Source organism: Candidatus Streptomyces philanthi, assembly GCF_059553635.1.
In genome coordinates this window covers 1-5,488 of the sequence record NZ_JCANQV010000350.1, presented here as the reverse complement: position 1 = coordinate 5,488, position 5,488 = coordinate 1, and the positions used below count along the sequence as shown (strand labels likewise).

Below are 5,488 nucleotides of genomic sequence, written 5' to 3'. Positions count from 1 at the left end.
TCTCGCCGAGGTCCTCGACCTCTTCGGCGGCCAGCCCGGCGCGGGTGCGCTCGGCGCGCGGCAGTATGCCCTTGGTGCCCTCGGGGATGTGGAGCTGCTCGTAGAGGTGCGGGGAGGTGGAGTACGTCTCCTCCGGGTCGTGGAACGGCAGGTCCAGCGCCTTGTTGATCAGCTGCCAGCGCGGGATGTCGTCCCAGTCCACGAGGGTGATCGCGGTGCCCTTGGCGCCCGCGCGGCCGGTGCGGCCGATGCGGTGCAGATAGGTCTTCTCGTCCTCGGGCGACTGGTAGTTGACGACGTGCGTCACGCCCTCGACGTCGATGCCGCGGGCGGCGACGTCGGTGCACACCAGGACATCGACCTTGCCGTTGCGGAACGCGCGCAGCGCCTGCTCGCGCGCGCCCTGGCCCAGGTCGCCGTGGACGGCGCCGGAGGCGAAGCCCCGGCGCGCGAGCTGGTCGGCGATGTCGGCGGCGGTCCGCTTCGTACGGCAGAACAGCATCGCCAGGCCGCGGCCCTCGGCCTGGAGGATGCGCGCGACCATCTCCGGCTTGTCCAGCGAGTGGGCGCGGTAGACGTGCTGGGAGATGTTGGCGACGGTCTGGCCCTCGTCGTCCGGCGCGGTGGCGCGGATGTGCGTGGGCTGCGACATGTAGCGGCGGGCCAGCGAGATGACCTGGCCGGGCATGGTCGCGGAGAACAGCATGGTCTGCCGGGTGGCGGGCAGCAGCTGGATGATCTTCTCGACGTCCGGGAGGAAGCCCAGGTCGAGCATCTCGTCGGCCTCGTCCAGGACCAGGCTGCGGACGTGCGAGAGGTCGAGCTTCTTCTGGCCCGCGAGGTCGAGCAGCCGGCCGGGCGTGCCGACGACGACGTCGACGCCCTTCTGCAGCGCCTCGACCTGCGGCTCGTAGGCCCGGCCGCCGTAGATCGCCAGCACCCGGACGTTGCGGACCTTGCCGGCGGTCAGCAGGTCGTTGGTGACCTGCTGGCACAGCTCACGGGTGGGGACGACGACGAGGGCCTGCGGCGCCTCGGTCAGCTGCTCGGGCGTGGCGCGGCCCGCCTCGACGTCGGCTGGGACGGTGACGCGCTCCAGCAGCGGCAGGCCGAAGCCGAGGGTCTTGCCCGTGCCGGTCTTGGCCTGGCCGATGACGTCGCTGCCGGAGAGGGCGACGGGGAGAGTGAGTTCCTGGATGGGAAAGGGAGAGATGATGCCGACGGCTTCCAGGGCCTCGGCGGTCTCGGGGTAGATCCCGAGATCTCGGAACGTCGTAGACAGAATCTTGCCTCTTCTGTGAAGCGCGGCGCGAGGCGGCGAAGGGGGTCGTACCGCGTCTTCGTACGGGTGGTACGAGGCCGGCGTGATGATGCAGCCGGCCCGACGCGGGACCACGGCCAACGCTCAGGCACTCCCGCCGCGAGCGGTGTCCCTCCTGCTGGGCGTACACGGCGTACGCGCCGCGGGGAGGGCGGTCGGTTGGGAGCCGATCGGGCCACCGACCGGGCATCCGCATTCGTGGATCGGCCCACCGGTACTCGGCAGGGCCATTAGCACTGTACCCCGGATGCGGCGCGCCATCCGAAGGCTTGTGTGAGTGAGAGAGGGAACACGCCAGCGCCGGACGCGGCCGGGCCGCTCCCGGCGGCCTGTCCCGGGGCCGCCGCGCGATGGCCGTCCGGCGTGGCGGGCGGGCTATTGTGCCGGTCATGGAGACGCCAGACAACGCCGCAGCCGACGCGCAGGAACTCACCGGGATCGCCGCCCAGAACTGGGAGCAGGCGTCCGCCGAGCCGCACTACCGGGCCGCCGTGATCGACCTGCTGGGCGCGCTCGCGTACGGCGAGCTGTCCGCCTTCGAGCGGCTGGCGGAGGACGCCAAGCTCGCACCGACCATGGACGACAAGGCCGAACTGGCCAAGATGGCCTCGGCGGAATTCCACCACTTCGAGCGGCTGCGCGACCGCCTGGCGGACATCCAGGCGGAGCCGAACGAGGCGATGGAGCCGTTCGCCGCCGCGCTGGACGAGTTCCACCGCCAGACCGCGCCGTCGGACTGGCTGGAGGGCCTGGTCAAGGCGTACGTCGGTGACTCGATCGCCAGTGACTTCTACCGGGAGGCCGCGGTGCGTCTGGACTCCGACACGCGGGACCTGGTCCTCACGGTGCTGGACGACACCGGGCACGCGTCGTTCGCGGTGGAGAAGGTGCGGGCCGCGATCGAGGCCGATCCGCGGGTCGGCGGGCGGCTGGCGCTGTGGGCGCGGCGGCTGATGGGCGAGGCGCTGTCGCAGGCGCAGCGGGTGGTCGCCGACCGCGACGCGCTGTCGACGATGCTGGTCGGCGGGCTGGCGGACGGTTTCGATCTCGCGGAGGTCGGCCGGATGTTCTCGCGGATCACCGAGGCGCACACCAAGCGGATGGCGGCGCTGGGGCTGGCGGCGTAGCCGTACGGCGGGTCCCGGGGCCGGTGGCGGCCCCGGGGCGGGTTCAGGCCGTCGGCGAGGGGCGCAGCCGGCCGCGGGCGGGGCGGACCAGCACGGACAGCAGGGCGGTGCCCGTCGCCAGGGCGGCGACCAGGACCTCCACGGGGTGTCCCGGGCCCAGGACGGCGCGGGTGACCAGCTCGCCGAACACGGCGGCCACCGGGCCGGTGGCCAGCGTCAGACGGCGTGAGACGAAACGGTCCGGCAGCCGCCGGAGCGCGGCCAGGGAGAGGGCGAGGCCGATGAGCGCGGCGCCGAGCGTTTCCCAGATCATGGTGATCCCTCCCGCGTGACGAGACCGGACGGTGACCCGGTCGTGGGCCGTCGTACCCCGGCCGTACCCGCCGCAACCCTCGGGCCCGCCACGATGTGCGAACGGCGGCCCGGGAGACCTTCCTCCCGGACCGCCGTCCGTGTTCCGCTTCACGGGCGCCGCTGCGGCGCCCCGGATCAGAGCGTGCCGAAGCCGACCTTGCGGACGGTGGGCTCGCCGATCTCGACGTAGGCCAGCCGGTCCGAAGGCACCAGGACCTTGCGGCCGTGGTCGTCCACCAGGCTCAGCAGCGGTGTCGTGCCGCCGAGCGCCTCGGCGACCGCGCGCTCGACCTCTTCGGCAGACTGCCCGCTCTCCAGAACGATCTCGCGGGGCGCGTGCTGCACGCCGATCTTGACCTCCACGGCTTATGTCCCTCCGACGGTCAGTGGGGTGCGCGGCCATCCGCGCCGTACCCCGCACACATTAGCCCGGTACGGGGACGGGCAGGGCGCCGCGGAGCACGCCGGGAGCGAACACGGCGGGCGGCGGCGGACCGGGGTCAGTGCACCTCGGCGCCGTGCAGGGGGAAGCCCGCGATGCCCCGCCAGGCCAGCGAGGTCAGCAGCTGGACCGCGGTCGCGCGGGGGACCGTGCTCTGCGACGACAGCCAGTAGCGGGCCACCACCTGGGAGACCCCGCCCAGGCCCACGGCCAGCAGCATCGACTCGTCCTGGGACAGGCCGGTGTCCTCGGCGATCACGGCGCTGATCGCCTCGGCGCACTCCAGTGACACCTTGTCGACCCGCTCGCGGACGGCGGGCTCGTTGGTGAGGTCCGACTCGAAGACCAGGCGGAAGGCGCCGCCCGGGTCCTCGACGTAGGCGAAGTAGGCGTCCATCGTCGCCGCGACGCGCTGCTTGTTGTCGCTGGTCGAGGCGAGGGCGTTGTTCACCGACCGGAGCAGTGCCTCGCAGTGCTGGTCCAGCAGTGCGAGGTAGAGGTCCAGCTTGCCGGGGAAGTGCTGGTAGAGCACCGGTTTGCTGACGCCGGCCCGCTCGGCGATGTCGTCCATCGCCGCCGCGTGGTAGCCCTGTGCGACGAACACTTCCTGGGCGGCACCCAGAAGCTGGTTGCGCCGTGCGCGACGCGGCAGGCGTGTGCCCCGCGGGCGCGCCGCCTCGGTCTGCTCGATGGCGCTCACGCTGCCTCCCAGAGGTCGTTCCGTACGCGGCGCGCGCTGGACGGCGTACCGCGCCCGCCATCGTACTTTTGGGTAATGAGGCTGTGCGTCGCCGAAGCCGAGAAAATCCGGCCCGGAACGCTGTGGGAAGCCGACATAACACCCCAGGTCATCGGTATTCGTCTTCGTTGAGCTCCACGACGCGTGCCTGCTCGGCGCGGTCCGCCTCGTTCGCCTCGGTCACGGCGCCCGCGGGCCGGGGGCCGCGGCGGGCCGCCTTCTCGGTCTCGGCGTACTCCTCGGCGGCGTCCGCCTCCGGTGCCTCGATGCCGATCGCCGGGGCCTCGCGCGTGTCGTCGTCCTCGAACGTGTCGGGGTCGGTCGGGTCGACGGGCATGATCGCTCCACTCTCTCGCCTGAGGCCGCGCCGGCCGGGTCCGCGCCGGACCCGGGGGCGGCCGCCCTGGTACGAGAGTAGGAGAGCGGCCCCGGCGGCGCGACGCGGTGTGTGACGGCGAACACACGAACGTGTACGTGATCGTCTCGTAACATCGGGGACATGTCTTCGACCGAGTCGCCGGACACCCGGACCACAGCCCTCCCGGTGCCGCCGGCCGGTCCCGGCGGCACGGGGGAGTCGGTCCGGCCCGTGACCCTTCCGGGGCTGACGCTCTACATCCGCACCCCGGCCCCCGACGGCGGCGCCGGCGCGGAGCGCGAGCCCGCGCTCTACGTCCACGGCCTCGGCGGCTCCTCGCAGGTCTGGTCGGCGCTGATGCCGCTGCTCGCCGACCGGCTGGACGGCGAGGCCCTCGACCTGCCGGGCTTCGGCCTCGCCCCGCCGCCCGACGACGGCAACCACTCGATCGCCGCGCAGGCCCGCGCCGTCACCCGCTACCTGGACGCCGCCGGACGCGGCCCGGTGCACCTGATCGCCAACTCGATGGGCGGTTCGGCCGCGACGCGGGTCGCCGCGGCCCGCCCGGACCTGGTGCGCACCCTGACGCTGATCTCGCCCGCGCTGCCGGAGGTGCCCCCGCAGCCGACGGCGCTGCCCACCGCGCTCCTCGCCGTCCCGGGCGTCACCCGCCTCTTCTCCCGCCTCACCCGCGACTGGACGATCGAACGCCGCGCCGCCGAGGTGCTGGCCCTCTGCTACGGCGACCCGGGCAGGGTCACCCCCGAGGGATTCGCCGCGGCCGTCGAGGAGTACGGCCGCAGGCTCGAACTCCCCTACTTCTGGGACGTGATGGAGCGCGGCGCCCGCGCCCTCGTCGACGCGTACACGCTCGGCGGCCAGCACAACCTGTGGCGCCAGGCCGAACGCGTCCTCGCCCCCACCCTCCTGGTCTACGGCGGCCGCGACCGGCTGGTGTCCTCCCGGATGGCGCGCCGCGCCGCCCGCACCTTCCGCGGCTCCCGGCTGCTGCTCCTGCCCGAGGCCGGACATCTGTCGATGATGGAGTACCCGCAGGTCGTGGCGCGGGCCGTGCGCGACCTCCTCGACGACGAGCGGGCCGCCGCCCGCCGGGAGCGGGGCTGACGGCGCGTGGGGCGGCACAGCA

General features: G+C 73.3%; 7 protein-coding genes. 2 read left to right on the top strand and 5 right to left on the bottom strand.

The features are described from left to right. The coding region (locus tag AC51EU_RS26550; RefSeq protein WP_496269619.1) for a DEAD/DEAH box helicase at positions 1 to 1,396 on the bottom strand (1,396 nt) is incomplete at its 3' end. Positions 1,397 to 1,710: 314 nt separating this feature from the next. On the opposite strand from AC51EU_RS26550, the gene AC51EU_RS26545 reads away from it, so the two are divergent. Further along, positions 1,711 to 2,448: a ferritin-like fold-containing protein gene (locus AC51EU_RS26545; RefSeq protein ID WP_496269618.1), complete on the top strand. Its 738-nt coding sequence runs from the start codon at positions 1,711 to 1,713 to the stop codon at positions 2,446 to 2,448. 43 nt (positions 2,449 to 2,491) lie between these two features. Here AC51EU_RS26545 and AC51EU_RS26540 read toward each other — a convergent pair whose 3' ends face one another. The 4 genes from AC51EU_RS26540 to AC51EU_RS26525 all read right to left on the bottom strand — a co-directional run bounded on the left by AC51EU_RS26540 (position 2,492) and on the right by AC51EU_RS26525 (position 4,320). Beyond that, a complete protein-coding gene (locus AC51EU_RS26540) occupies positions 2,492 to 2,761 on the bottom strand; it encodes a hypothetical protein (protein WP_496269617.1) in 270 nt (89 codons plus the stop codon). Between the two features lie 176 nt (positions 2,762 to 2,937). Next, entirely contained in the window at positions 2,938 to 3,165 is a 228-nt protein-coding gene (locus tag AC51EU_RS26535) for a DUF3107 domain-containing protein (RefSeq protein ID WP_496269616.1), read from the bottom strand. Positions 3,166 to 3,302: 137 nt separating this feature from the next. After that, positions 3,303 to 3,944, bottom strand: coding sequence for a TetR/AcrR family transcriptional regulator (locus AC51EU_RS26530; RefSeq protein WP_496269615.1), 642 nt, complete (start codon positions 3,942 to 3,944; stop codon positions 3,303 to 3,305). 148 nt (positions 3,945 to 4,092) lie between these two features. After that, positions 4,093 to 4,320 (bottom strand): hypothetical protein, encoded by a 228-nt coding sequence (locus AC51EU_RS26525; protein ID WP_496269614.1) that lies wholly within the window; start codon positions 4,318 to 4,320, stop codon positions 4,093 to 4,095. 162 nt (positions 4,321 to 4,482) lie between these two features. Here AC51EU_RS26525 and AC51EU_RS26520 point away from each other — a divergent pair, with 162 nt between their 5' ends. Next, on the top strand, positions 4,483 to 5,466 hold the full coding sequence (locus AC51EU_RS26520) for an alpha/beta fold hydrolase (protein ID WP_496269613.1): 984 nt from the start codon (positions 4,483 to 4,485) through the stop codon (positions 5,464 to 5,466). Positions 5,467 to 5,488 lie beyond the last annotated feature (22 nt).